The organism is Streptomyces sp. 15-116A, assembly GCF_025290915.1.
Classification (GTDB): domain Bacteria; phylum Actinomycetota; class Actinomycetes; order Streptomycetales; family Streptomycetaceae; genus Streptomyces.
Map to the genome: position 1 here is coordinate 1 of NZ_JAOCQE010000035.1, position 24,937 is coordinate 24,937.

25 protein-coding genes and 1 riboswitch are annotated in these 24,937 nt (G+C 72.0%); of the genes, 8 read left to right on the forward strand and 17 right to left on the reverse strand.

Annotated features, from left to right (window positions below; all coding sequences use genetic code 11):
* Together N4P33_RS09385 and N4P33_RS09390 are read right to left on the reverse strand one after the other, a co-directional pair.
* On the reverse strand, positions 1–353 hold a 353-nt coding region (locus N4P33_RS09385), incomplete at its 3' end, for an amidohydrolase family protein (protein ID WP_260825855.1).
* Positions 354–427: 74 nt separating this feature from the next.
* Complete coding sequence (locus N4P33_RS09390) at positions 428–868, reverse strand: Lrp/AsnC family transcriptional regulator (RefSeq protein ID WP_260825856.1); 441 nt, start codon at positions 866–868, stop codon at positions 428–430.
* 213 nt (positions 869–1,081) lie between these two features.
* Between N4P33_RS09390 and N4P33_RS09395 the strand changes: the two genes are divergently transcribed.
* On the forward strand, positions 1,082–1,516 hold the full coding sequence (locus N4P33_RS09395; protein ID WP_260825857.1) for a hypothetical protein: 435 nt from the start codon (positions 1,082–1,084) through the stop codon (positions 1,514–1,516).
* A gap of 242 nt (positions 1,517–1,758) precedes the next feature.
* Positions 1,759–2,010, forward strand: a complete 252-nt coding sequence (locus tag N4P33_RS09400) for a hypothetical protein (protein WP_260825858.1) — start codon at positions 1,759–1,761, stop codon at positions 2,008–2,010.
* On the opposite strand, the gene N4P33_RS09405 is transcribed toward N4P33_RS09400, so the two are convergent.
* The 4 genes from N4P33_RS09405 to N4P33_RS09420 form a co-directional block, all read right to left on the reverse strand.
* The gene (locus tag N4P33_RS09405; protein WP_260825859.1) at positions 1,973–3,145 is read right to left on the reverse strand and encodes an acyl-CoA dehydrogenase; all 1,173 of its coding nucleotides are present in this window, start codon (positions 3,143–3,145) and stop codon (positions 1,973–1,975) included. The genes N4P33_RS09400 and N4P33_RS09405 overlap by 38 nt on opposite strands.
* Before the next feature lie 254 nt (positions 3,146–3,399).
* Positions 3,400–4,062: a TetR/AcrR family transcriptional regulator gene (locus N4P33_RS09410; RefSeq protein ID WP_260825860.1), complete on the reverse strand. Its 663-nt coding sequence runs from the start codon at positions 4,060–4,062 to the stop codon at positions 3,400–3,402.
* Between the two features lie 68 nt (positions 4,063–4,130).
* Positions 4,131–4,271: an SCO1431 family membrane protein gene (locus tag N4P33_RS09415; RefSeq protein WP_260825861.1), complete on the reverse strand. Its 141-nt coding sequence runs from the start codon at positions 4,269–4,271 to the stop codon at positions 4,131–4,133.
* Positions 4,272–4,388: 117 nt separating this feature from the next.
* On the reverse strand, positions 4,389–5,765 hold the full coding sequence (locus N4P33_RS09420) for a peptidase C39 family protein (protein ID WP_260825862.1): 1,377 nt from the start codon (positions 5,763–5,765) through the stop codon (positions 4,389–4,391).
* Between the two features lie 764 nt (positions 5,766–6,529).
* On the opposite strand from N4P33_RS09420, the gene N4P33_RS09425 reads away from it, so the two are divergent.
* Both N4P33_RS09425 and N4P33_RS09430 read left to right on the forward strand, forming a co-directional pair.
* Entirely contained in the window at positions 6,530–7,150 is a 621-nt protein-coding gene (locus N4P33_RS09425) for a uridine kinase (protein ID WP_260825886.1), read from the forward strand.
* Positions 7,151–7,580: 430 nt separating this feature from the next.
* Entirely contained in the window at positions 7,581–9,437 is a 1,857-nt protein-coding gene (locus N4P33_RS09430) for an AAA family ATPase (RefSeq protein ID WP_260825863.1), read from the forward strand.
* A 163-nt stretch (positions 9,438–9,600) separates the two neighbouring features.
* On the opposite strand, the gene N4P33_RS09435 is transcribed toward N4P33_RS09430, so the two are convergent.
* From N4P33_RS09435 to N4P33_RS09475, 9 genes are all read right to left on the reverse strand, one after another.
* Positions 9,601–10,632 (reverse strand): hemolysin family protein, encoded by a 1,032-nt coding sequence (locus N4P33_RS09435; RefSeq protein WP_260825864.1) that lies wholly within the window; start codon positions 10,630–10,632, stop codon positions 9,601–9,603.
* A complete protein-coding gene (locus tag N4P33_RS09440) occupies positions 10,629–11,960 on the reverse strand; it encodes a hemolysin family protein (RefSeq protein WP_260825865.1) in 1,332 nt (443 codons plus the stop codon). The genes N4P33_RS09435 and N4P33_RS09440 overlap by 4 nt, the downstream gene beginning before the upstream one ends.
* Positions 11,961–12,207: 247 nt before the next feature.
* Entirely contained in the window at positions 12,208–12,663 is a 456-nt protein-coding gene (locus N4P33_RS09445; protein WP_260825866.1) for a PH domain-containing protein, read from the reverse strand.
* Positions 12,664–12,699: 36 nt separating this feature from the next.
* A complete protein-coding gene (hisG, locus tag N4P33_RS09450; RefSeq protein WP_260825867.1) occupies positions 12,700–13,563 on the reverse strand; it encodes an ATP phosphoribosyltransferase in 864 nt (287 codons plus the stop codon).
* A gap of 47 nt (positions 13,564–13,610) precedes the next feature.
* Positions 13,611–13,883, reverse strand: coding sequence for a phosphoribosyl-ATP diphosphatase (locus N4P33_RS09455; protein ID WP_004990764.1), 273 nt, complete (start codon positions 13,881–13,883; stop codon positions 13,611–13,613).
* A gap of 34 nt (positions 13,884–13,917) precedes the next feature.
* Positions 13,918–14,403 carry a 6,7-dimethyl-8-ribityllumazine synthase gene (ribH, locus tag N4P33_RS09460; RefSeq protein WP_260825868.1) on the reverse strand — a complete coding sequence of 162 codons (486 nt, stop codon included), beginning with the start codon at positions 14,401–14,403 and terminating at the stop codon, positions 13,918–13,920.
* 57 nt (positions 14,404–14,460) lie between these two features.
* On the reverse strand, positions 14,461–15,750 hold the full coding sequence (locus N4P33_RS09465; RefSeq protein ID WP_260825869.1) for a bifunctional 3,4-dihydroxy-2-butanone-4-phosphate synthase/GTP cyclohydrolase II: 1,290 nt from the start codon (positions 15,748–15,750) through the stop codon (positions 14,461–14,463).
* Positions 15,747–16,388: a nicotinamide mononucleotide transporter family protein gene (locus N4P33_RS09470; RefSeq protein ID WP_260825870.1), complete on the reverse strand. Its 642-nt coding sequence runs from the start codon at positions 16,386–16,388 to the stop codon at positions 15,747–15,749. The genes N4P33_RS09465 and N4P33_RS09470 overlap by 4 nt, the downstream gene beginning before the upstream one ends.
* Positions 16,385–16,999 carry a riboflavin synthase gene (locus tag N4P33_RS09475; protein ID WP_260825871.1) on the reverse strand — a complete coding sequence of 205 codons (615 nt, stop codon included), beginning with the start codon at positions 16,997–16,999 and terminating at the stop codon, positions 16,385–16,387. Before N4P33_RS09475 ends, N4P33_RS09470 begins: the two co-directional genes overlap by 4 nt.
* Positions 17,000–17,144: 145 nt before the next feature.
* Positions 17,145–17,275: riboswitch (FMN riboswitch) on the reverse strand.
* A gap of 223 nt (positions 17,276–17,498) precedes the next feature.
* On the opposite strand from N4P33_RS09475, the gene N4P33_RS09480 reads away from it, so the two are divergent.
* The 3 genes from N4P33_RS09480 to N4P33_RS09490 all read left to right on the forward strand — a co-directional run bounded on the left by N4P33_RS09480 (position 17,499) and on the right by N4P33_RS09490 (position 21,688).
* On the forward strand, positions 17,499–19,823 hold the full coding sequence (locus N4P33_RS09480; protein ID WP_260825872.1) for a chitinase C-terminal domain-containing protein: 2,325 nt from the start codon (positions 17,499–17,501) through the stop codon (positions 19,821–19,823).
* 107 nt (positions 19,824–19,930) lie between these two features.
* Positions 19,931–20,824 (forward strand): RNA polymerase sigma-70 factor, encoded by an 894-nt coding sequence (locus N4P33_RS09485; protein ID WP_313904478.1) that lies wholly within the window; start codon positions 19,931–19,933, stop codon positions 20,822–20,824.
* A gap of 105 nt (positions 20,825–20,929) precedes the next feature.
* Complete coding sequence (locus N4P33_RS09490; protein ID WP_260825873.1) at positions 20,930–21,688, forward strand: SDR family oxidoreductase; 759 nt, start codon at positions 20,930–20,932, stop codon at positions 21,686–21,688.
* A gap of 205 nt (positions 21,689–21,893) precedes the next feature.
* Here N4P33_RS09490 and N4P33_RS09495 read toward each other — a convergent pair whose 3' ends face one another.
* On the reverse strand, positions 21,894–23,168 hold the full coding sequence (locus N4P33_RS09495; RefSeq protein WP_260825874.1) for an ROK family transcriptional regulator: 1,275 nt from the start codon (positions 23,166–23,168) through the stop codon (positions 21,894–21,896).
* Positions 23,169–23,285: 117 nt separating this feature from the next.
* Here N4P33_RS09495 and N4P33_RS09500 point away from each other — a divergent pair, with 117 nt between their 5' ends.
* Positions 23,286–24,497: an MFS transporter gene (locus tag N4P33_RS09500; RefSeq protein WP_260825875.1), complete on the forward strand. Its 1,212-nt coding sequence runs from the start codon at positions 23,286–23,288 to the stop codon at positions 24,495–24,497.
* Here the strand turns inward: N4P33_RS09500 and N4P33_RS09505 are convergent.
* A complete protein-coding gene (locus N4P33_RS09505; protein WP_260825876.1) occupies positions 24,457–24,915 on the reverse strand; it encodes a thioesterase family protein in 459 nt (152 codons plus the stop codon). The two genes, N4P33_RS09500 and N4P33_RS09505, sit on opposite strands and share 41 nt — an antisense overlap.
* Positions 24,916–24,937 lie beyond the last annotated feature (22 nt).

Here is a 24,937-nt window from a genome sequence, read left to right on the forward strand (position 1 = left end):
TCCCAGCCGTGCCCGAGCAGCACCCGGTCGTGCGGGCGGGCGGCGGCGAACTCCCGTACGCGCGTGAGCGCGTCCTCGAGGGTGGGCGCGCCGGACAGGTCGAGGCCGGTGAGGGCGAGCCCCGTCGCCGTGGTGTGCACATGCGCGTCGGTGAACGCCGGGGTGACCAGCGCTCCGTCCAGATCGATCACCTCGTCGACACCGTCCGCGAAGGCGTCGGCGGCCCCCTCGGAGCCGACCCAGGCGACCTGCCCGCGCTCGACGACCATCGCGGTCGCGAAGGGATCCGCGGGACTGTGGACCTCGCCGCGACGGAGCAGGACGATGTGCGAAGGGGCGGTGCGTTCACTCATGCCCCACAGTCTCGCGCGTCGCCCGCCGGGCCCGGCACCCAGGTCGCCCGGCCGCTCCGGCCCGGCGACCTGGGTCAGACGCGCGGCGGCCGGGCCTCGTACGGCGTGGAGAGCACCACCGTCGTCCGCGTCGACACTCCCGCCAGGGAGCGGACGCGGGCGAGGAGTTCCTCCAGCTCGTGAGGGGTGGCGACGCGAACCTTGAGGATGTAGTTCTCGTCGCCCGCCACGCTGTGGCAGGCCTCGATCTCGGGGACGCCCGCGAGGCGGTCCGCGATGTCGTCGGGGGCGCTGGGATCGAAGGGTTTGACCGAGATGAAGGCCGTCATGGGCAGTCCGACGGCCTCCGCGTCGACGACCGCGGCATAGCCGCGGATGACGCCACGCTGCTCCAGCCGCCGCACCCGCTGGTGCACGGCCGACGTGGACAGGCCCGTGGCCTTGCCCAGGTCTGTGTAGCTCATCCGCCCGTCCTTGACGAGCAGCTGCACGATCTGTCGGTCCAGCTCCTCCATGGCGCAAGAACCTACAGTGCGCTTGATCTCCTCGGATACCTCAGCAGCCCAGGTCATACCCGGTTCGTGATCTGCCGTGGGCATGTGACGAACGCCACAGGCTTTGAACCGTCTCCGTGATGTTCTCGTGATTACCCCGGATCGGGGACGGGAAGTGCTTGCTGTGGTCGAGGCCGCAGTGCCGTCACGGCCCAGCCCGAGGGGGAGAACCCAATGCAGAGTCTTAAGCGCCCTGGTCGTACCGTGCCCAAGCGGCAGCAGCCGGTCGTCGAGCCCGAGCCGGAGGGCGTCGAACCCGACGCCCTGGACGAGGAATCCGACGCGTACGACACCTTCGAGATGTACCGGGTCATCTGCCCGGACTGCGCGCAGCCCATCGCCCTGCTGGCGGACGAGGAGGTCCTGCCGGAGCACGCGCTGTGCGCCTCTCCGTGGAACCCGTTCGGGCTCACGGTGTGCGCCGGCACCGGCCGCCGCGCCTCGGACGCGCGTCCGGCGGACGAGTCGGTCACACCCCAGGAGCAGGACACGGCCCTGCTGTTGACGCTCCCTCAGGGGCTCGACTGGCGCACCCAGCCGTTCTCGCACGTCGGCGGTCCGGGCTCGCGTCCGATCCGGGTCCCGGCCATGCGGCGCAACGCCGCCTGAGCGCACCGCAGGGGGCGGCGCCCCGCGCCGCCCTCCCGCCCGCTCGTGAACGGTCCCGGACGGCGCTCCCCGAGCAGCGGTCCGGTGTCCGGGCGCCGCGTCCCAATCGCACGGCACCGCGACCCGATCGCACGGCACCGCGCCCCGATTCCCGGGCCCAGCGTGCCGCCCCGGACGTCCGCGAACGCACGCCCTATTCCGGACGTCGGTGACCTGCCCGGTCGGTCCCGCGTTGCCCAGGTATGACGACCCCCACGTACTCGACGACCGGGCGTCAACGCCGTGTCTTCGTCCCGCCGCCCGCGGCGGCGGTCACGCCGGCCCCGCCGCAGCTCCCGGACCCGCCGATCTACCGGGACCTGATGCGGACCTGGGCCGATCGCGGTCGCACCCTGCCGGGGCGCCACGACCCGGAGTGGTCCCGGCTCGCGGCACCCTGGCGGGGGCTCGGTCAGTTCAGCGTGCCTCAGGTCCCGCGAGGTGACGGGCGATGACCATGCGCTGGATCTGATTCGTGCCCTCGACGATCTGCAGCACCTTGGCCTCGCGCATGTAGCGCTCGGCCGGGAAGTCGGCGGTGTATCCGTATCCGCCGAGGATCTGCACGGCGTCGGTGGTGACCCGCATCGCCGTGTCGGTGCAGTGCAGCTTGGCCATGGCCGCCTGCTTGGCGAACGGGCGTCCCGCGTCACGCAGCCGGGCCGCGGACAGGTACAGGGCGCGCCCGGCCTCGATCTGCGTGGCCATGTCGGCGAGCATGAATCTCAGGCCCTGGAAGTCGGCGATCGGCTTGCCGAACTGCCGCCGCTCCGTGGCGTAGCGCAGCGCCTCGTCGAGCGCCGCCTGGGCCAGGCCGATCGCACAGGCCGCGATGCCGAGCCGGCCGCCGTCCAGCGCGGACAGGGCGATCGCGAAGCCCTGGCCCTCCTCGCCGATGCGCCGGTCGTCGGAGACCCGTACGCCGTCGAAGTGGACCTGTGCGGTGGGCGAACCCTTCATGCCCATCTTCTTCTCGGGCGCGGCGGCGCTCAGTCCCTCGGCGTCCCCGGGGACCAGGAAGGCGGTGATCCCGCGTGGGCCCTCCTCACCGGTGCGGGCCATGACGGTGTAGAAGTCGGCGATGCCGCCGTGCGTGATCCACGCCTTCGTGCCGGTGATCACCCAGTCGTCGCCGTCCCGCACGGCCTTGGTACGCAGCGAGGCGGCGTCGGAGCCGGAGGCCGGTTCGGAGAGGCAGTACGCGCCGAGCAGACCGCCGCCGAGCATCGCGGGCAGGTGCTCGGCCTGCTGCTCCTTGGCGCCGTATGCGGCGAGCGCGTAGGAGGCGAGGGTGTGCACGCTGACGCCGAGACCGACGGTGAGCCGGGCCATGGCCAGCTCTTCGAGCACCTGGAGGTAGACCTCGTACGGCTGGTCGCCGCCGCCGTACTCGGAGTCGTAGGGCAGGCCGAGCAGGCCGGCCTCGGAGAGCAGGGTGAAGAGGTCGCGGGGGAAGCGTCCGGCGTCCTCCTCCTCGGCCGCCTTCGGGGCGACCTCGCGCTGCGCGATGTCGCGGACGAGCGAGATCAGGTCCCGGGCCTCGTCCGTGGGCAGTTGCCGGTCCACCGGCTGCGGGGCGCGGTCGGGCATGGCGACGCTCTCCTCCCTGTTCGGGCACTGGCGGTCGGGCCCGTGGTGGGGGCGGCTCCGCCGGGGTCGTTCTGACGCCTGGGCCGGGGTCGCCCCTTCGGGTCTCGAAGGGTGCTGACCAGCGGCTGTGCGCTGTGAGTATGCCCGATCGGGCACAGCAAGTCACTGGTTAACGACCGCTCACTTCGAGAAAGCTTTCCACACCCTTCGTACCCTGTCGCGGGGCCCGGCGCGCGGCGACGGCCGGCGCCGCCTCAGGGCCGGGTGTCGCGGCGGGCGGGGCCGGGGGCCGGGCAGGAGGGGTCGAGTTCCTCGATGGCGCGCAGCGTCCCGCCGAGCGTCTTCACCAGCAGGTCGCGCATGCTGTCCCGGGACAGTTCGGGGCGGTCGATCCAGGTCAGCGCCGCACCCTCGGCGCTGCACACCCAGGACAGCAGCCCCATCCGGGCCAGCGGACCGATGTCGCCGTGGCCGTAGGCGCCCTCGGCGATGGTCGCGACGATCGCCTCGCGCACCCCGTCCCGGATGGCGTGCACCTCGGCGTCGAAGCCGACGCCGCCGCTGACGATCGTGCGGTAGGCGGCCTGGTTGTGCTCGGCGTAGCGCAGATAGCTGTCGATCGTGCGGTGCACCCGCTCGACGGGCGGCAGTCCGGTCCCGCTCGCGGCGAAGGTGACCAGGTCGGCGACCGAGTCCTGGATGATCGCCAGGTAGTAGCCCCGCTTGGAGTGGAAGTAGTAGTAGATCAGTCCCTTGGCGACCTGCGCCTGGCGCGCGATGTCGTCCATGGAGAGCGCGTCGTACGACGTGTCGGCGAACAACCTCCGCCCGATCGCGATGAGTTCGGCGCGGCGGGCCAGCGAGCGCTCGGTGCCGCGCGCTCGCGGGCGCACGACAGGTTGCTGACTGATATTCAATTCCGACCCCGGGCTTCCTGCGGGCAGCGGGACATCCGCAGTATGGCAGGTCGGCCCGCCCGGTCAGCTCACAGCAGTCCGAGCTGGGTCACGAGCATCGCGACGACCACGACGAGGGTCCATCCCATGACGTGCTCGAAGATCTTCGGGCCGTCTTCCTGGGGCCCGCCGGTACGGACACGGGGGGCGGTGGCTGCGTTCGCGGTCATGGCTGCTCGCTGCTCTCGGTGGTGCGGTGGACTGCCCTGCGGGCGCTGTCCACCTTGCCACCGAGAGCGGCTTTTGTGGCGGAGACCTTGGTCACACGCCGAGCGCGCCGAGCGGCGTCAGCGCACGCCGACCGCCGCGAGCGCCCTGCGCTGCCGCGAGGTCGGACGGGCCGGGAAGTAGAGGTAGCACACCCCTCCGGTGCCGGAGACGACCTTGCCCGAGGCGTTGTAGCGCTTGGTCCTGAGCCAGATGTTCTCCCAGTCCCGGCGCCGGTAGACGCGCCGCACGGCCTCGTTGCTCGGCGAGGCGGGGTCGTTGGCGATCACGTCGCCGTCGGCGGTGAAGCCGATCACGGTCATCAGATGGCCCGCGGTGCCGTAGCCGGCGCCGGTCAGCTCCTTCTCCAGGAAGGACTGGGACGTTATGGCCGGGATGCCGGCCGCGATCAGCGTCTCCAGGTCGGTGAGCGAGGAGAGCCGGGTCACGACCCCCTGAAGTCCCTCGAAGGTGGCCGCGTAGGCGGCGTTGAACGGCCAGTTGCCGCAGCCGGCGTACTGGTAGTCGTAGGTGTACCGGGCGGCGTGGCAGATCTGCGGGTCGGCGTACGACGGGTCCACCCAGGCCAGTTGCTCGGGGGTCAGCCGCCCGCCCCAGTACTCGATGATCATTTGTGAGGAGGTGGGGCTGCACCAGGCCTCGCCGCCGTTGTCGTACTCGGGGTACTGGCCCTTGTGGATCTCCTGCGAGTAGCGCGGGACGATCAGTTCCTTCGCCAGGCCGGGCTCGGTGGCCGGGACCGTGAAGCGGTCCGGGATGTCGGAGCCCATGGCGCCGAGCCGCCACACGGTCGGGGTGAGCTTGGTGCCGGGGCGGCGGTACAGGGTCAGGCGCAGCCGGTAGGAGACGAGCCGCAGTCCGGAGGCGGGGTCGTCGACGGCGAGCGTGTCCGTCCAGACGCTGCTCCTGCCGTCGCTCTGGTCGTCCACCGAGGTCCGCCGGATGTCCTGGTCACCGGCCGCCCAGCGGCCCATGACGTACCAGGGGGTGTCCGTGCCGTCGGAGTACGTGCCCTTGAGCTCGACCTGCAGCCAGGTGCCGCCGGGGGTGTGGGCGTTCCAGGAGGCGATGGCCTCCGTCGCGGGGACGGCGAGCCGGTGGACCGGGGAGGTCCAGGTCGCGTACTCCCAGGCGGCGGTGCGGCCGGTGTGCGGGTCGGTGTAGTCGGTGGTGCCGGCGGGCTTGGCGATCACCAGGCCGGGGCGGGTGCCCGCGACGGCGCGGGTGCCGCGGGCGGTGCCGGTGCGCCAGTCGGTGTACGACGTCCAGGCCCGGTTGTCGACCGGGCGGGCGGCGGCCCCGTCGGGGTCCGCTCCGCCGGTGGGGAGCGTGGTGGTGGCGGTGCCCGCGGACGCGGGGCTCGCGCTGCCCGCGACGGCGGCGACGACCGCGGCGGCCAGAAGGGTTCTGCGGGACGGCTGTTCGGCTCTGCTCATGGGCGGAAGACCCCCAGGTGTCGAGTCGGGGCAGGTCCGTGCACGGCCGGTCGGACGGCGTGCGTCCACCGGTTCGGAGCGGGTGTGCGCCCACTATGAACACAGCCGGCCGAGTCCTGCCAGCACCCCGAGCCGTGCCGCGCCGACCAATATGGGACTCGACCAATGGCGGGAGCCGGGGCGGACAGGGCTGGATCTCGGTGGGGCTGCGGCCGGAATCCGGGGCGGCCTTGAGCGGACCCGGGCGCCTGGCTGGATCCCGGGCGGCCTTGAGCCCGACCCGGGGCGGTCTTGAGCCCGACCCGGGGCGGTCTTGAGCGGCCCCGGAGCGGCCTTGGGCCAGACCCGCAGCGGCCTTGAGCCCGACCCGGGGCGGTCTTGAGCCCGACCCGGAGCGGCCTTGAGCGGACCCGGAGCGGCCTTGGGCCAGACCCGGAGCGGCCTTGAGCCCGACCCGGGGCGGTCTTGAGCGGCCCCGGAGCGGCCTTGGGCCGGACCCGGAGCGGCCTTGAGCGGACCCGGAGCGGCCTTGGGCCAGACCCGGAGCGGCTTGAGCCCGACCCGGGGCGGTCTTGAGCGGCCTCGGAGCGGCCTTGGGCCAGACCCGGAGCGACCTTGAGCGGATCCGGGGCGGCCTTGGCCCCGACCCGGGGCTGCCCCCGGCTGGGCCCTGGTGGACGTGAGCCGGTCCGGGTGGGTCGGCTCGTTCTGGCAGGCTCTAGAGTGCTCCCGTCGTCGCCCCTCCCCCACCCCTGGAACCAGCCATTCACGCTCTCGTCTCTCGTATCCGCCGGCTCGCGCCGTCCTGCGGCCCCGTGCGGCTCGTCGGTGTCGACGGGCACGCCGGTTCCGGGAAGTCCACCTTCGCCGGGGAGTTGGCGACAGCCCTCGGCGGTGCCCCCGTGCTGCGGCTCGACGACATCGCCAGCCACGAGGAGTTGTTCGGCTGGACCGGGCGGCTGCTGAGCGAGGTGATCGAGCCGCTCGGCCGCGGTGAGACCGCGCACTACGCCCCGTACGACTGGCGGGCCCGCCGCTTCGGTCCGCCCCGCCCGCTGCCGCCCGCCCCGGTGATCCTCGTCGAGGGCGTCGGCGCCGGGCGGCGGGCGCTGCGTCCGTATCTGGCGCTGCTGCTGTGGATGGATCTGGCCGAGGAGGAGTCCTGGGCCCGCGGCCGGGCGCGGGACGGGGAGGAGCAGCGCGCGTTCTGGGACGGGTGGACCAGGGCGGAGCGCGAGCACTTCGCCGACGACCCCTCACGTCCGTACGCGGACCTTCTGGTGCGGCAGTGCGCGAAGGGATATGAGGTACTTGACGGTCCTGCTGTGACACCTGATCCGAACCGGACACTCACAGAGGGTGACGGCCCGTCCGCGATGTGTTGAACCTGTGAAGACGGGTGTCGGACAAGTTGCCTGAGTGCCCCAACTCGGCTTGACCGAGGGCCCGTACAGGTCTTACGTTCTCAATGTGCGGCTCTTCGGAGTCGCCGGCAGACGCGAAGCCCCCGGTTGTTCCCCCGTGATCGGGGGCTTCGTTCTGCCCTCTTCACATTTCCCGGGCGCCGAGCGACATCTCACGCTCACCCTGGGTGAGCGCGCCCGGTCCGCGCCGCCCCCAAAAGCCCGCCCACGGCCTGCACGGCACCCTGGGTCAGGCGCCGCCCCCGCAGGTACGATGCCCTCGGTGCGACCTACGGACGCTGCTTCGCGCACCTTGCAACTCCGGTCCGCGGCACAGCGGTTCGACCAAAGGCAGCCGACGGGCGAGGGGCCCGGCGGCAGACCGACGGGGGCACGGTTTGTGGGGGACGTGATGGACTTCGGCACGCAGGGCCCGCAGGCCCCGGCCGACCTCGCCTGGCTGCGAGGCGTGGACGCCTACACCATGGGCGCCTATCCGCAGGCGGAGGAGGAGTTCCGCACCGCGGTGCGGATCGACCCGGGGATGGCCGACGGCTGGCTCGGGCTGCACGCGCTGCGCGTGGACACGACCACCGCGCTGCTCAGGATGTTCCGCTACCGGGACCGCTTCGGCGAACAGCGCGCCCGGCACCGCCGTACCCTCAACTCCTGGTACTGGCTGGGCTGGTGGGTGCAGCCGGTGCTGGAGAAGCCCCGCGATCTGCTGCTGGCGCACGCCTCCCACTGGCTGGACGGCCGCCATGTCCCCGAGCTGGACCGCGCGCTCGCCGGGCTGCCGCCGGTGGACACCGACCCGCAGGTCCGCTTCCTGCACGCCTGCCGTGCCTATCTGGTGAAGGACTGGGAGCAGCTGGTGCGGCACACCGACCCGCTCCTGGACGATCCGATGCTCGGCATCGAGGCGGGTCTGTTCGGCGGGATGGCCCGGGTCCGGCTGGAGATGTACGGGCAGGCGGAACCGCTGCTGTCGGCCGCGCTGATGCGGTGCCGCAGCGAGCAGCCGCAGCGCAAGGAACTGCGCTACTGGCTGGCACGCGCCCACGAGGGCACGGGACGCAGCGCCGCCGCGCTCCCCCTGTACCGGGCCGTGCACCGGGTCGACCCGGCGTTCATGGACACCTCGGCCCGGCTCGCGGCGATCGCCGAGGGCGACGGCTACGACGATCCCGCCGACCTCGCCGCGATCACCCTCACCGGTGCGGGGCAGGACGTCCTGGACGGGCAGGACACCCTCGATCCGCTCTTCGGCACGGAGGGACGCGAGCTGCGGCTCGGCGACCTCGAGCCGCCGCCGGCCCCGATGCCGCCGGTCACCGGGCCGGGGGTTCGGGAACGGGCCGGGGCGCCGGTGTCCGCCGTGCCCACCGGGCCGACCGACGCGGCGTTACTCGAGGAGGCGCTTGCCGAACTCGAGCGCATGGTGGGCCTGGAGCCGGTGAAGCGACAGGTCAAAGCGCTGTCGGCGCAGTTGAACATGGCGCGGCTGCGAGCCGGGCAGGGGCTGCCGGTCCAGCCGCCCAAACGGCACTTCGTCTTCTCCGGGCCGTCCGGCACCGGCAAGACCACCGTGGCCCGCATCCTGGGCCGCGTCTTCTACGCCCTGGGTCTGCTCGGCGGTGACCATCTCGTGGAGGCCCAGCGGGCCGATCTGGTCGGTGAGTACCTCGGGCAGACGGCCGTGAAGGCGAACGAGCTGATCGACTCCGCGCTCGGGGGCGTGCTGTTCGTGGACGAGGCGTACTCCCTGTCGAACTCGGGCTACGGCAAGGGGGACGCGTACGGGGACGAGGCGCTCCAGGTGCTGCTGAAGCGGGCGGAGGACAACCGCGACCACCTGGTGGTGATCCTGGCCGGCTATCCCGAGGGCATGGACCGGCTGCTGGCGGCCAATCCGGGGCTCTCCTCGCGTTTCACCACCCGGGTCGACTTTCCCTCCTACCGGCCGCTGGAGCTCACCGAGATCGGCAAGGTGCTGGCAGCCGAGAACGGGGACGTGTGGGACGAGGAGGCGCTGGAGGAGCTGCGGTCCATCGCCGGGCATGTGGTGGACCAGGGGTGGATCGACGAGCTGGGGAACGGGCGGTTCCTGCGGACGCTGTACGAGAAGAGCTGCGCGTACCGGGATCTGCGGTTGTCGATGTATCCCGGGGAACTGGGGCGGGATGATCTGGCGACGCTGCGGTTGCCGGATCTGATGCAGGCGTACGGAGAGGTGCTGTCGGGGAGGGGGCCGCAGGATCTCACGTAGCCGGTGGTGCAAAGTGGCCCGGCGCTGGGGGTGGGCGGGGGTGGGTTCGCTCGCCCGCGCTTGCGGGGTGCCGCTGCGCCCACCCGTACCGCCCCAGCGGCACGACTGCCCGCAGCTACGCAGAATGCATCGCGTCGCCAGCCCCACCCCCCGGCGCCCGCAGCTACGCGGGTACCTGTCGGTGTGCCGGGTCCCGGACCTCCCCCACCAGCATCTCCAGTACGTCCTCCAAGGCCACCAGCCCCTGGACCTTGCCCGACGCGTCCGTCACCTGGGCCAGATGCGTCGCCGCCCGGCGCATCACGGTCAGCGCGTCGTCCAGAGGCAGTTCCGGTCGTAGCGTCGTCATCCGGCGCCACAGTCTCTGCGGGACCGCCCGGTCCGAGTCCTCCAGGTCGAGGACGTCCTTCACGTGCAGGTAGCCCATGAAGGCGCCGTCGCCGACAGCGACCGGGAAGCGGCTGTAGCCCGTGCGGGCCGTCAGCTCGACGATCTGCGCCGGGGTCACCGCCGGATCGACCGTCACCAGGGACTCGCGCTTCAGCAGCACGTCCGTCACCGGGCGGGAGCCCAGTTCCAGCGCGTCCTCGAGGCGTTCGGCCTCCTCGGGGTCGAGCAGGCCCGCCTGCCCGGCGTCCTCGACGAGCCGGTTGAGCTGCTCGCTGGTGAAGACGGCCTCGATCTCGTCCTTGGGCTCGACCCGGAACAGCCGCAGCACGCCGTGCGCGCAGGCGCCGAGCGCGACGGTGACCGGCCGGCACAGGCGGGCGAACCACACCAGACCCGGGCTCAGCCACAGCGCGGCCTTCTCGGGCGCGGCCATCGCCAGGTTCTTCGGCACCATCTCGCCGATGACGAGGTGGAAGAAGACCACGACGGCGAGCGCGATGACATAGCCGAGCGGGTGGATCATCCCGTGCGGCAGGTGGATCCACGCGAAGACGGGCTCCAGCAGCCGGGCGACCGTCGGTTCGGCCACCGCGCCCAGCGTCAGCGAGCAGACGGTGATGCCGAACTGCGCCGCCGCCATCATCTGGGGCAGATGCTCCAGGCCGTGGAGGACCTGGCGGGCGCGGGCCGTGCCGAGGGGTTCGATCTGGCTGCGGCGGACGGACACGAGCGCGAACTCGGCGCCGACGAAGAATCCGTTGGCGAGCACGAGCAGCGCGGCGAAGAGAAGTTGCAGCACGCTCATCCCGCCGCCTCCACGAGAGGCAGCGGCGCCGTACGGACCAGGCGGACGCGTTCGGCGCGGTAGTGGCCGACACGGCGGACCGAGAGCCGCCAGCCGGGGAGTTCCGCGCGGTCGCCGACCGCCGGGATCCGGCCGAGCAGGTCGGCGACCAGGCCGGCGACCGTCTCGTACGGGCCCTCGGGGACGTCGAGTCCGATGCGCAGCAGGGCGTCGACTCGGGCGCTGCCGTCGACGTCCCAGGCGGGGTTGCCGTCCTCGGGCGGGGCGGCGATCAGCTCGGGGGCGTCGTGGCCGTCGTGCTCGTCGCGGACCTCGCCGACGATCTCCTCGACGATGTCCTCCAGGGTGACGACACCGGCGGTGCCGCCGTACTCGTCGACGACGACCGCGATGGGCTGCTCGCTGCGCAGCCGCGTCAGCAGCGGCCGGACCGGCAGGGTCTCGGGGACGAGCAGCGCCGGGCGGGCGATCTCGTGCACCGGGGTGCGCAGCCGGTCGGGCGCGCGTACGGCGAGGGCGTCCTTGAGGTGGACCATGCCGGTGATCTCGTCGATGCGTTCCCGGTAGACGGGGAAGCGGGACAGGCCGGTGGCCCGGGTGAGGTTGACGACGTCCTGCGCGGTGGCCGACGCCTGCAGGGCGCTGACCTTCACGCGCGGGGTCATGACGTGCTGGGCGGTCAGCTCACCCAGGGACAGGGTGCGGACGAACAGGTCCGCCGTGTCCTGCTCCAGGGCGCCGTGCTGCGCGGAGTGCCGGGCCAGGGAGACCAGTTCGCCCGGGGTGCGGGCGGAGGCCAGCTCCTCGGCGGGCTCGAAGCCGAGCAGCCGCACCAAGCGGTTGGCGACCGCGTTGAGCCCGGCGATGACCGGGCGGAACACGCGGGCGAAGACGTGCTGCGGGCCGGCGACGAAGCGCGCGACCTGCAGGGGGCGGGAGACCGCCCAGTTCTTGGGCACGAGTTCGCCGATCACCATCTGCACGGCCGAGGCCAGCAGCATGCCGACGACGACCGAGACGCCGGGGACCGCTCCGTCGGGTATGCCGATCGAGGTGAGCGGGCCGTCCAGGAGCTGGGCGAGCGCCGGTTCGGCGAGCATGCCGACGACGAGGGAGGTGATGGTGATGCCGAGCTGGGTGCCGGAGAGCTGGAAGGACAGCTCCCTGAGCGAGGCGACGACGCGGCGGGCGCGCCGGTCGCCGTGCGCGGCGGCCTGCTCGGCGTCCTGTCGCTCGACGGTGACGAGGCCGAACTCGGCGGCCACGAAGAAGCCGTTGGCGAGGATCAGCAGGAACGCGGCTGCGAGCAGCAGCAGGGGGGTGATCATGATGCCGCCGCCTCCGCACAGGTGCGTCCCCCGTGGAAGGGGTCCGCGCTATGCCGGCAGGGGGCGGCGCAGGTACTGCAGGACGATCCGTCCATCGCCGGAGGGGGTCACTCCTCGGGTAGCAGGAACCCCTGGCGCACCGGGCGGGCGGCAGGGGCGGAGGCGCTCTCGTCGCGCCTCCGCCCAACAGATTAATCAAGACAGGGGCGACTGCGGCAGGGTGGACGCCCCGGACGCGTCCCGGAGGTCAGCCCCGGGGGGTGTCGGGGTGGGCCGTGGACCGTGCCTCGGCGAGCGCCCGCAGGGCGCGCGCGTCGGCGATGGCCTGCTGCTTGGCGATGCCGGGCTGGATGCCGAGCGCGGGCAGGCTGGTGCCGTCGCTGAGGTCGAGGAACACCCACGGGTCGCCGGGGCGGAGATGGACCTGGAGGATCTCCGCCCACTCCAGCCGGCGGCTGCTCGCGATGTTGACGACGGTGACGCCCGTCTCCTCGGCGACGACTTTCGGCCGGGACAGCGTCAGCAGCACACCGGCCAGCAGGGCGGCGGTGAAGACGAAGCTGATCTTCTCGCCGGGGCTGAGCTGCGGAAGCAGCAGCGCGATCACCGTGATGACCACGAAGATCGCGACGGCGGCCGTGAGCAGCACGGCACGGGTGCGGCCCGGCCGGAAGGTGACCGGCAGGGTGGGCAGATCAGACATGGCGCGCGGCTCCCAGGACGACTCTCGGTACGGCGCTCAGAGGCGGCAGGCGTGGATGGCCGTGGTGAGGATGGCGCGGGCGCCGATGTCGTACAGGTCGTCCATGATCCGCTGGGCCTCCTTGGAGGGGACCATGGCGCGCACGGCGACCCAGCCCTCGTTGTGCAGCGGGGAGACGGTCGGCGATTCGAGGCCCGGGGTGAGGGCGACGGCCTTCTCCAGCTGCTCGACCCGGCAGTCGTAGTCCATCATCACGTACGTGCGGGCGACCAGGACGCCCTGGAGGCGGCGCAGGAACTGCTGCACCTTGGTCTCGACGTTGTCGTCGGCCTCGGCGGCGCCGTTGACCCGGCGGATGACGACCGCCTCGGACTTCATGATCGGCTCGCCGAAGACCTCCAGGCCGGCGTTGCGCAGCGAGGTGCCGGTCTCCACGACGTCGGCGATGACTTCGGCGACACCGAGCTCGATGGCGGTCTCGACGGCGCCGTCGAGGTGGACGACGGAGGCGTCGATGCCGTTGTCCTTGAGGTGCTTGTCGACGATGCCCTCGTAGGAGGTGGCGACCGTCCTGCCGTTCAGGTCGGCGAGGGTGTGTGCCGTGCCCGGCTTGGTGGCGTAGCGGAAGGTGGAGCGGGCGAAGCCGAGCGGCAGGATCTCCTCGGCCTTGGCACCGGAGTCGACGAGCAGGTCGCGGCCGGTGATGCCGATGTCGAGGCGGCCGGAGGAGACGTAGATCGCGATGTCGCGGGGGCGGAGGTAGAAGAACTCGACCTCGTTCTCCGGGTCGACGATCCGCAGCTCCTTGGACTCGCGGCGCTGCTGGTAGCCGGCCTCATGCAGCATCTCCGCCGCAGGGCCGGACAGTGAACCCTTGTTGGGGACGGCGATGCGCAGCATGAGATCGGCTTCCTTCGCGTGGTTTCTCGTACGGGTACGGGTGTGGCTTACAGGTGGGCGTAGACGTCGTCGAGGGAGATGCCGCGGGCGACCATCATCACCTGGACGTGGTACAGCAGCTGCGAGATCTCCTCGGCTGCCGCCTCCTTGCCCTCGTACTCGGCGGCCATCCAGACCTCGGCGGCCTCCTCGACGACCTTCTTGCCGATGGCATGGACGCCCTTGTCGACCAGCTCGGCGGTGCGGGAGGTGGCGGGGTCGCCGTGGGCGGCCTTGTGCTGGAGCTCGGTGAAGAGCTCCTCGAACGTCTTCTTGGACATGGTGGCGCCCACTCTACGCGGTGTGCCGGTCCACCTAGCGCCACGGTTCAGATACTGAGCGGAGGGTGGCCGCGGTCGCCACCGCCGCCGTCACCGCCTCATGCCCCTTGTCCTCGCTGGAGCCCTCCAGGCCGGCCCGGTCCAGGGCCTGCTCCTCGGTGTCGCAGGTGAGCACGCCGAAGCCGACGGGCACACCGGTGTCGACGGAGACCTGGGTGAGTCCCTGGGTGACGCCCTGGCACACGTAGTCGAAGTGCGGGGTGCCGCCGCGGATGACCACGCCGAGGGCGACGACCGCGTCGTAGCCCCGGCCGGCGAGGACCTTGGCGACGACGGGCAGCTCCCAGCTGCCGGGGACCCTGAGCAGGGTCGGCTCGTCGATGCCGAGGTCGTGCAGGGCGCGCAGGGCGCCGTCCACGAGTCCGTCCATCACCTTCTCGTGCCACTGTGCCGCGATGACGGCGACCCTGAGGTCACCCACATTGCGTACGGACAGCTCCGGTGCACCCTTGCCGCTCACGTGTCTCCTCGGTGGTTCTCTTGCTGGTGCCGCTGGTCGGCACGGTTACTGATCGCCTTACTGGTTGCCGCAGGTCGGCACGGTCGGCGTGTCCAGCCAGGGCAGGTCGTGGCCCATCCGGTCCCGCTTGGTGCGCAGGTAGCGGAGGTTGTGCTCGCCCGCGGTGACCGGCATCGGCTCGCGGCCGGTGACCTCGATGCCGTGCCGGACGAGCGCGTCGGACTTGTCGGGGTTGTTGGTCATCAGGCGGACGCTGCGCACGCCGAGGTCGGCGAGGATCTGCGCGCCGGCGCCGTAGTCGCGGGCGTCGGCGGGCAGGCCCAGTTCCAGGTTGGCGTCGAGGGTGTCCCGGCCGCGCTCCTGGAGTTCGTAGGCGCGCAGCTTGGACATCAGGCCGATGCCGCGTCCCTCGTGTCCGCGCAGGTACACGACGACGCCCCGGCCCTCGGCCTGGATGCGGTCCAGGGAGGCGTCCAGTTGGGGGCCGCAGTCGCAGCGCTGGGAGCCGAAGACGTCGCCGGTGAGGCACTCGGAGTGCATGCGCACCAGGACGTCCTCGCCGTCGCCGATCTCGCCGTGGACGAGGGCGACGTGCTCGACGCCGTCGACGGTGGAGCGGTAGCCGTACGCGGTGAAGGCGCCGTGGGAGGTGGGCAGGCGGACCTCGGCCTCGCGGCGGACGGTGGGCTCGCTGCTGCGGCGGTAGGCGATCAGGTCCTCGATGGAGATGATCGTCAGCCCGTGCTTGCGGGCGAAGGGGATCAGCTCGGGCAGCCGCAGCATCTGGCCGTCCTCGCCGGCGATCTCGACGATCGCGCCGGCCGGGCGCAGTCCGGCGAGGCGGGCGAGGTCGACGGCGGCCTCGGTGTGGCCGTCGCGCACGAGCACGCCGCCGGTGCGGGCGCGCAGCGGGAAGATGTGGCCGGGGCGGACGAAGTCGTCCGGTCCGGCGGTGCCGCCCGCGAGGAGCTGGAGCGTGGTGGCGCGGTCGGCGGCGGAGATGCCGGTGGTCACGCCGTGGGCGGCGGAGGCGTCCACGGAGATGGTGAACGCGGTCTTCATGGACTCGGTGTTGTCGTCGACCATCTGCGGGAGCTTCAGCCGGTCCAGTTCGTCGCCCTCCATGGGGGCGCAGATCAGGCCGCGGCACTCGCTCATCATGAAGGCGACGATCTCGGGGGTGGCCTTCTCGGCGGCGATGACGAGGTCGCCCTCGTTCTCGCGGTCCTCGTCGTCCACGACGACGACCGGGCGGCCGGCCGCGATGTCGGCGATGGCCTGCTCGACGGGGTCGAGACCGAGGTCCTCGGGGCCGTCGGTGCTGTACAGGATGGGTGCCGCGGTCATGCGGGCGCTCCTTCCAGGGCGGGCCGCGCGTCGCGGGAGCGCAGCCACCAGTCGCGCAGGCCCCACAGGACGAGCGCGCCGTAGATGACGTAGACGAAGCCGGAGAAGGCGAAGCCGTTGGCGAAGTTCAGCGGGACGCCGACGAGGTCGACGAGCAGCCAGGCGAACCAGAACTCGACCATGCCGCGGGCCTGGGCGTACATGGCGACGATGGTGCCGACGAAGATGTACGCGTCCGGCCAGGGGTCCCAGGACAGCGACGGGTAGAGGGTGAACAGACCGCCGACGGCGAGGGTGCCGAGGGCCGCGGCGGCGGCCAGCGCCCCGCGCTCGCGCCACGTGGCGAACCGGACGGCGATGGAGCCGTCCTGGGCCTGCTGCCGGCCCCGGTTCCACTGCCAGAAGCCCCAGGCGGCGACCAGCATGACGACGATCTGCTTGCCGGCGCTGCCGGAGAGGTGGGCGGTGGCGAAGGCGGCGAAGAGGATCAGGCCGGAGACGAACTGGGCGGGCCAGGTCCAGATCGAGCGCCGCCAGCCGAGGGCGAGGGCGATCAGGCCGATCACGTTGCCGATCATGTCCGACCACTTGATGTGCTGGTCGAAGAGGACGAAGGCCTCGGAGTTGAGCCAGTTCACCGCGCGGCCCCCTCACCGAGGGCGCGGTCGCCGATCATGCGCTCGACGTACTTGGCGATGACGTCCACCTCGAGGTTGACAAGGTCGCCGCTCTGCTTGATGCCGAGCGTGGTCAGGGCGAGCGTGGTGGGGATCAGGCTGACGGTGAAGAAGTCGGGTCCGGCGTCGACGACGGTGAGGCTGATGCCGTCGACGGTGATGGAGCCCTTCTCCACGACGTAGCGGGAGAGGTCCGCGGGGAGGGAGATCTTCACGAGCTCCCAGTTCTCGGACGGCTTGCGTTCGAGGATCTCGCCGGTGCCGTCGACGTGCCCCTGGACGATGTGGCCGCCGAGGCGGGCGCCGAGCGCCATGGGGCGTTCGAGGTTGACGCGGGAGCCGACGGCGAGCGCGCCGAGGCTGGAGCGGTGGAGGGTCTCGGCCATCACGTCGGCGGTGAACTCGTCGCCCTCGCGCTCGACGACGGTGAGGCAGACGCCGTTGACGGCGATGGAGTCTCCGTGCTTGGCGCCCTCGGTGACGACGGGGCCGCGCAGCCGGAAGCGACAGGCGTCGTCGAGGGTCTCGACGGCGGTGACCTCGCCCAGCTCTTCGACGATTCCGGTGAACACTTCCCGGGTCCTCCTGCCTCTCGGGCACGGACTCCGGGGCTGTCGATGACGACAGAAGGTACGGGCAGGGACACCGGGAGCGACGCCGGACGACGGGTCGCCTCGACGGCGAACCGGTACGGCGGCGCGCATGGATGCCCGCCCGCCGCGCACTGCCTCCCATCCGGACTTTAACCGTCGGTCCAGGAATTTCACCTGGTCAACCGGCCGCTGGAGGCGACCGGGTCGCGGACTGTAACCGCCGGTTCGGACTTTCACCGACCCCGGAGTGCGCTGCTACTGGTACAGGGCCAGTGTGCCACGCCCGGTCGCCGTCGATGCGGGCGAGGGGTGTGGAGTGGCTCACAGCCGGTGACACGCGACCTGCCGAGCGTGGCGGGCGCCCCAACTCCCCCGGCCCGGCGGACCCTTGAGTGCTCACCAGATTGGTCCATACCTATTGACGCTGTGGTCTAGTCCTCTTAGGGTCTGCGCCAACTTCCGTGGAGAGGAACCGACTGTGCCGTCCCCCTCACAGCCCGGGGCGAGACCCGCCCTGCTCGCCTCCGCCGCCGCCGTCGCGGGCCTGCTGCTCGCGGGCCTCCCGGCCACCGTCTCGCACGCCGCCGACCAGGAGTCCTGTCGCCCCGACGGGCTCTACAAGACCGCCGGGGTCGACGTCCCCTACTGCTCCGTCTACGACGCGGACGGACGGGAGAAGATGGGCGCCGACCACCAGCGCCGGGTGATCGGCTACTTCACCGGCTGGCGCACCGGAAAGGACGGGAAGCCCGCCTATCTCGCCTCCGACATCCCCTGGGACAAGATCACCCATATCAACTACGCGTTCGCGCACGTCGACAAGGGCAACAAGCTCTCCGTCGGGCCGGACGGCGCGACCAACGCGGCGACGGGGATGACCTGGCCGGGCGTGGCCGGTGCGGAGATGGACCCGGCGCTGCCGTACAAGGGCCACTTCAACCTGCTGAGCAAGTTCAAGAAGCAGCACCCGGACGTCAAGACGCTGATCTCCGTGGGCGGTTGGGCCGAGACCGGCGGCTACTTCGACGCCGACGGCACGCGTGTGAACTCCGGCGGCTTCTACTCGATGGCGACCAACGCCGACGGCTCGGTGAACCAGGCCGGCATCGACACCTTCGCCACCTCGGCGGTCGACTTCATCCGGAAGTACGGCTTCAACGGCGTCGACATCGACTACGAGTACCCGACGACGATGAAGGACGCGGGCAACCCGCTCGACTGGTCGCTGGCCAACGGCCGCCGGGCCGGGCTGGTCAAGGGCTACGCCGCCCTGATGAAGACCCTGCGCGAGAAGCTGGACCGTGCGGGCGCGGCCGACGGCAAGCACTACCTGCTGACGGTGGCGGCGCCCTCCTCCGGCTATCTGCTGCGCGGCATGGAGACCTTCCAGGTCCAGAAGTACCTGGACTACGTCAACATCATGTCGTACGACCTGCACGGCGCCTGGAACGAGTACGTCGGCCCGAACGCCTCCCTCTTCGACGACGGCAAGGACGCCGAACTGGCCGCCGCGGGCGTCTACTCGACCTCCCAGTACGGCGGGATCGGCTACCTCAACACGGACTGGGCGTACCACTACTTCCGCGGCTCGATGCCCGCGGGCCGCATCAACATCGGGCTGCCGTACTACACGCGCGGCTTCAAGAACGTCACCGGCGGCACCGACGGGCTGTGGGGCAAGGCGCCCTCGACGAACTGCCCCGCCGGCTCCGGGCTGACCAAGTGCGGCGACGGCGCGAGCGGCATCGACAACCTGTGGCACGACCTGGACACCAACGGCAAGGAGTCGCCCGCGGGTTCGAACCCGATGTGGCACGCCAAGAACCTGGAGAAGGGCGTCGTCGGGGACTACGTGACCGACTACGGCTTCCCCGCCGGCACCAGGCTGACCGGCACCTACGCCCGCAAGTACGACTCCACGCTGGTCGCGCCCTGGCTGTGGAACGCCGAGAAGAAGGTGTTCCTGTCCACCGAGGACGAGCAGTCGGTGAAGGCCAAGGCCGACTACGTGGTCGACCGGGGCATCGGCGGCACGATGGTGTGGGAGCTGGCCGGCGACTACGACTGGAACGCGGCCAAAGGGCAGTACGAGCCGGGCTCGACGCTGACGACCGCGATGTACGAGAAGTTCAAGTCGGCCTCGCCGTACGGCGCGAAGCGCGCCACGACCGATCTGCCGTCCGAAGCCCTGAAGATCGACGTCGAGTTCGGGCAGTTCCCGCTCGGTGACTCCAACTACCCGATCAGCCCCAAGCTGAAGATCACCAACAACACCTCGGCGACGCTGCCGGGCGGCACGGAGTTCCGGTTCGACTACGGGACGTCGGCACCCGGCAACGCCAAGGACCAGTCGGGCTTCGGTACGACGGTGATCCGCTCCGACCACACGGGCGGCAATGTGGGCGGCCTCAAGGGCGACTACCACCGGGTCTCGCTCAAGCTGCCGGCCTGGCAGTCGCTCGCGCCCGGCGCCTCGGTGGAGCTGGACTTCGTGTACTACCTGCCGGTGTCCACGCCCTCCAACTGGACGGTGACGTTCGGCGGGAAGACCTACGCCCTGGCCGGTGACCTGGCCCGCGGTTCGACCGTGGTCGAGCTGGGCGGGGGCACGCCGACCGACCCGCCGACCACGCCGCCGCCGGGAGACTGCACGGCCCCGGCCTGGAACGCTTCGACCGAGTACGGCGGAGGCAGCACCGTCTCCCACAAGGGCCGTACCTGGAAGGCCCAGTGGTGGACGAAGGGCGAGGAGCCGGGCACAACCGGGGAATGGGGGGTCTGGCGGGACCAGGGAGCCTGCTGACCCTGGTCGCCCCCCTGCGAGACCGGCCCGGCGGCGGTGACGACGGCCCTTGCCCGCCGCCGGGCCTCACCACGTGACGGTGATGGCTGTGTGTCAGGGTGTGAGCCATGAGCATGACCAGTGCCACCGCCGACGAGTTCGAGACGCACCGCCCCCGTCTGTTCGGGCTGGCCTACCGCATGCTGGGCTCCGCGGACGAGGCCGAGGACGTCGTGCAGGACGCGTATCTGCGGTTCCGCGGCACGGACCGCGCGGGGATCGAGCACCCGGGTGCCTGGCTCGCCAAGGCCGTCACCAACCTGTGCCTCACCCGGCTGACCTCCGCCCGGGCCCGCCGCGAGCGCTACGTCGGGACCTGGCTGCCGGAGCCCGTGATCACCTCGGACGGTTCGCTCGGGCCCGTGGAGTCGGCCGAGCAGCGCGACGCCGTGTCGATGGCGATGCTGGTGCTGCTGGAGCGCCTCACGCCGGTCGAGCGTGCGGTGTACGTCCTGCGGGAGGCGTTCGCGTACGCCCACCGGGACATCGCCGGGGTGCTGGACCGCTCCGAGGCCGACGTCCGTCAGCTGTACCGGCGGGCCGTGCGCAGGGTGGGTGAGGCCCGGAGCCGGTTCGAGGCGCCGCCCGAGCGGCAGGAGGAACTCGTCAGGTCGTTCCTCACGGCGGCGCGTGAAGGCGATCTCGCCGCTCTGGAGAAGATGCTCGCCGCCGACGCGGTCTGGTGGAGCGACGGCGGCGGCAAGGTCTCCACAGCCCGGCGGCCGGTCGAGGGCCGCGACAAGGTGGCCCGGCTGGTCGCGGGCGGGACCCGGAAGTTCGCCTCGCATCTGGACTTCACGGTCGTCGAGGTCAACGGCACGGCCGGGCTGGCCGCCTGGGCCGATGGCACGCTCATGGGCGTGGCTGCGTTCGCGGTGAGCGGCGGCCGGATCTCCCACGTGCAGGTCGTGATGAACCCGGAGAAGCTGGAATTCGTGCGAGGTCAGCTGGCGCGGGTGTAGGCCCCTTTCCCGGAGAGGTGTCACAAACGGGGGTGGCTGTCCGGTCCCAGCTGGCACGGGGTGCTCCGCCGGGGAGTGCCCAGCGTCCGAAGGGACTGAACAGCGATGACCACGATCCTGGTGACCGGCGGTACCGGAACGCTCGGGCGGCATGTGACCGAGCGGCTGCGGGCGGGCGGGCACGAGGTGCGGGTGCTCAGCCGGCACTCCCAGCCGTACGCCGTCGATCTGCGCGAGGGCGGCAGCGCGCTGGACGCGGCCGTGACCGGGGTGGACACGATCGTGCACTGCGCGACCACGCCGCGCGGCGACGAGCAGGCGGCGCGGAATCTGATCGCCGCGGCGCGGCGGGCCGGGGTGACGCACTTCGTGTACATCTCGATCGTCGGCGTCGACCGCGTGCCGTTTCCCTACTACAAGGTCAAGCTCGCGGTGGAGCGGCTGGTCGAGGAGTCGGGGCTGGGCTGGACGATCCTGCGCACGACGCAGTTCCACGACCTGCTGGTCAAGATGTTCCAGGGCGTGTCGAAGCCGCCGGTGATGCTGCTCCCGGCCCGGGTGAAGGACCAGCCGATCGAGGTCACCGAGGTCGCCGAGCGGCTGGCCGAGCTGGCCCAGGGTGCGCCCGCGGGGCGCGTCGACGACATGGGCGGTCCGGAGGTGCGCACGTTCGAGTCGCTGGCCCGGTCGTATCTGCGGGCCACGGGGCGTCGCCGGCCGGTGGTGAAGGTCCCGTTGGGCGGCGCGGCGTACCGGGCCTTCCGCGCCGGGGGCCATCTGGCTCCGGAGCACGCGGTGGGCAAGGGGACGTTCGAGGACTTCCTCGCGGCGCGTGCGGGGAAGGGCGGCGGGCGAGCGGGCTAGGCCCTGTCGTCAAATTCCCGCCTGCCTGGCGACGCCATGCACGCTCCCCCACTGCCTTAAGGGCGTGGGAGGTGCCCCCACTCGCCGCACCGGGCGCCGACCACGTACAACCAGTACGCCGGTCGACGCCCGGCACGCCGAGAGCACGCACCTGACGCCGCCAGGCCCGCCCTCCGGGCGGACGACGGGAATGTGACGACAGGGCCTAACGCGCGCCGAACAGCTCGTCCTGGGCCTGGTCGCGGGCGGTCAGCAGTGCTCCCCTGAGCACGGCCGCCCCGCCCAGGGCACTGGGCCGCACCTCGGTCGGCAGCGGCGACATCCGCACCAGCCGCTCCCGCACCCGCCGGGCGAGCGCCTCTCCCCCGGCCTGCCCGACCTCCCCGCCGAGCACGACACACCCCGGGTCCAGCAGAGCCACGACGGACGCGACCCCGACGACGACACGATCGGCGAGGTCGTCGAGGAAACGGCCGGCGACGACGGACGCGGGATCCGCGGACTCGGCGGACTCGGCGGCTGATGCCTGCCCGGGTGACGATGCCTCCCCGGACGACGCCTCTCCGACCGCCCCCTTCCCGGCCAGCGCCCGCACCGCCGCCCGTACCGCTCCCGCCGCCTCGGGATCCGCCCCCGGGTCCGGCCGCACCCCGTGTTCCGCCGCCAGCTCCGCCACCGCCGGTGCTCCCGCCAAGGAGTGGAAGCCGCCCGTGCAGTCCGTGGCCGACGGGAGGCCGGACGTACCGGGGACCGGGAGGAAGCCGATCTCGCCGGTGCCGCCGGAGGTGCCCCGGCGCAGGGTGCCGTCCAGGATCACGGCCGCCCCCGTGCCGTGGCCGAGCCACAACAGCACGAAGGTGTCACGGTCGCGGGCGGCGCCGTCGCGCTGTTCGGCCAGGGCGGCGAGGTTGGTCTCGTTCTCCACGCTGACGCGGGCCTCGGGCAGGCGTTCCTGAAGGGCGGCCACCAGCCGGCGGTGCCAGGCGGGCAGGGCACCGGAGTCCCGCAGCTCGCCGGTCGCGGGGTCGATCAGACCCGGCGCGCCGATGCCCACGGTGTGCAGCCGGTCCGCGCCGGCCTCCTTCAGCGCCCGCTCGACCAGCGCCACCGCCTGCTCCACCGCCGGTCCCGTCCCGGCGTCCCCGGTGATCGGCACGGATGCCTCGGCGAGCACCTCGCCGACCAGGTCGGAGACGACCACGGCGACACCCTCGGTGCGTACGTCGAGCGCGGCCAGATGTGCCCGGCCGGCGACGATCCCGTACAGCTTGGCGTTGGGCCCGCGCCGCTGCTCCCCCGCCTCTCCGACGACCGCGATGAGTCCGGCGGCGCTGAGGCGCTCGACCAGGTCCGCGACGGTCGGCCGGGACAGTCCTGTGAGCTGCTTCAGCTGGGCTGCCGTCAGCGGGCCCCGCTGCTGGAGCAGGCCCAGCGCGAGCCGGTCGTTGATGGCTCGGGCGGTGCTGGGGGATGCGGGCATGCCGGGATCCTAGCCGTAAAGCCCTTATCTTTCAGGCAGGGTTCCTGATAGTTTACGGCGGCGCCGTGCCCATGGACGGCGGCGCCTGGGAGACGGACGGCCGGGAGGGGCGGGACGATGGGGACGGGCACAGGGGTCCACGATCAGCGCGAGGTGAGGCGGGCGCGGTACGCCGTGGCCGCCGTGTTCGCCGTGCACGGCGCGGTGACCGGCTCGTTCGCCACCCGCGTCCCGTGGATCCAGGATCATGCCGGGGTGAGCGCCGGGCAGCTGGGCCTCGCCCTCGCCTTCCCCGCGATCGGCGCCTCCCTCGCGATGCCACTGGCCGGGAGCATCAGCCACCGTTTCGGCGCCCGCAACGCGCTGCGCGGACTGATCGCCCTGTGGACGCTGGCGCTGGTCCTGCCGTCCCTCGCGCCGAACATGCTCACGCTGTGCCTCGCCCTGTTCGTCTACGGCGCCACCGCGGGCATGTCGGACGTGGCGATGAACGCCCTCGGCGTGGAGGTGGAGAACCGCCTCGACAAGTCGATCATGTCGGGGCTGCACGGCATGTGGAGCGCGGGCGCCCTGATCGGCTCGGCGGCCGGTACGCTCGCCGCGCATCTCGGCGCGGACGCCCGGCTGCATCACGCACTGGCCGCGGCCGTACTGACCGTGGTGGGTGTCGCCGTGTGCGCCTGGGTGCTGGATCTGCAGCCCGCGGCGGACGAGGAGCCGCCGCCGCGGTTCGCGCTGCCGCCCCGCTCGGCGCTGCTGATCGGCGCGATCGGGTTCTGCGCGGTGTTCGCGGAGGGCGCGAGCCTGGACTGGTCGGCGGTCTATCTGCGCGACCAGTTGGAGACGTCGGCGGGTCTCGCCGCCGCCTGCACCACCGGTTTCACACTCACCATGGCGATCGCCCGGATCGCCGGGGACCGTGTGGTCGACCGCTACGGCGCCGTGCGCACGGTCCGCGCGAGCGGCTTCGTGGCCGTCGCCGGCGGGCTGCTGATCGTCCTCGCGGAGCACCCGGCGATGGCCATGACCGGCTTTGCCCTGATGGGTCTGGGCATCGCGGTGGTCGTGCCGCTGTGCTTCGCCGCGGCCGGCCGCAGCGGCTCCCATCCGAGCCTGGCGATCGCCGGTGTCGCGACCATCACCTACACCTCCGGGCTGATCGCCCCGAGCGCCATCGGCCTGCTGGCCCAGGCGACCAGCCTGATGGTGTCGTTCGTCCTGGTCACGGTGCTGTCGTGCGGCCTCGCCGGGTTCGCGAACGTGCTGCGCGCGGGCGACCGCACGACTGTCACGCGCCCGGACGCAGCAGTTCCCGAGCCGCGGCCCTGAAGGTGTCGCTCCAGGGTGCCGGGCGCAGCGTCCCGGCGTCCAGGCGCACCAGGACCCGGCTGCCCCGGGCGTAGGTCAGCGTCCCGTCCGCCGAGCAGAAGCGGAAGCCGTAGGTGAGGCCGGTGGTGCCGAGCCGGTCCAGCCACAGGTGGACGGCGTAGTCGCCGGTGCGGGTGACCGGAGCCTCGTAGCTGATCCGCAGCTCCCTGACCGCGTTGCAGGCGTCACCGGCGGCGGCCCAGTCGCCCTCGAAGCGGATGCCGTTCTCCTGCCACAGCTCGGTCCAGGCCCGCTCGACGAGCAGCGGGTAGCGGGCGTTGTGCAGCAGGCCGAGCGCGTCGAGGTCGTCGAAGTGGACGGTGACGGGGATCAGCCGGCCGTGGGAGAGAAGGGGAGCGGGCGGGGCTTCGGCGGTCACGGGTGGGTCTCCTGGAATGGGC